This window comes from Rhodococcus sp. IEGM 1241 (assembly GCF_033142365.1).
Classification (GTDB): Bacteria; Actinomycetota; Actinomycetes; order Mycobacteriales; family Mycobacteriaceae; genus Rhodococcus_F; species Rhodococcus_F erythropolis.
Genome location: NZ_JAWLSE010000066.1, coordinates 1 through 704 on the forward strand (window position 1 = coordinate 1; position 704 = coordinate 704).

Annotated in this window: 1 protein-coding gene and 1 pseudogene; one reads left to right on the forward strand and one right to left on the reverse strand. The window is 62.1% G+C overall.

Annotation, left to right across the window (positions count from 1 at the left end; genetic code table 11):
• Positions 1 to 191: 191 nt before the first annotated feature.
• Entirely contained in the window at positions 192 to 401 is a 210-nt protein-coding gene (locus R4P70_RS32635) for a hypothetical protein (RefSeq protein WP_166503019.1), read from the forward strand.
• Here R4P70_RS32635 and R4P70_RS32640 read toward each other — a convergent pair.
• Positions 322 to 624, reverse strand: a pseudogene (locus R4P70_RS32640) (transposase); the annotation flags it as partial. The gene R4P70_RS32635 and the pseudogene R4P70_RS32640 sit on opposite strands and share 80 nt — an antisense overlap.
• Positions 625 to 704 lie beyond the last annotated feature (80 nt).

Here is a 704-nt window from a genome sequence, read left to right on the forward strand (position 1 = left end):
CTTGTTGCCCGTGACGTGGGCGGATAGGACGATGAGGAACATGGCTGGACGGAAGAGGAACTCCGCAGAGGACATCGCGCGCAAGTTGCGCCGAGCAGACGAGCTCACCGCGGCGGGGAAACCCAGGAAGAGATCGCCGGCGAACCCGAGGGGTGTCGGCAGCGCCGTACTGGCGTAAACAGTACGGCGGCATGGATACCGACGCAGCGCAAGAACTCAAGGAATTGCGGGGGCAGCAGGGCAAACTCAAACGACTCCTCGCCGACGCCGAACTGGAGAAGGACGCCCTGCGGGAGGTCGCAAAGGACGCTCCTATAGACGTCAAGGGGTCAGTGCGCGGCAGTCACGTCGGAGTGCGGTGGAGACTTCTCGGGCGAGGTAGCGCTTCTGGCAGCGGATAATTTCGGGCATCGATTTTCCCTCTGACGTGCGACGTTGCACGTAGGAGCGGGCGTTGTCGCTGTATCGGAGGCGGACGATGGCGCCGGTGTGAAGTGCTTGGTTGGCGCGTCGGTCGCCGCCACGATGCAGTCGGTGACGAGTGGTCTTTCCTGATGAAGCGGGAATCGGTGCTACTCCGCAGAGGTGAGCGAAGGATGATTCCGATTTCAAGCGGCCCGGATTGCGGAGAGGAATCGTCAAATTCTGTGGATTAAGGTGTGTCAGGCGACCTCGGATACCGGCGTGTCCGGTGACGGTTCCGG

What these genes read in the sequence shown, in the direction of transcription:
- R4P70_RS32635 (WP_166503019.1), top strand. Translation starts at nt 192, where the DNA reads ATGGATACCGACGCAGCGCAAGAACTCAAGGAATTGCGGGGGCAGCAG.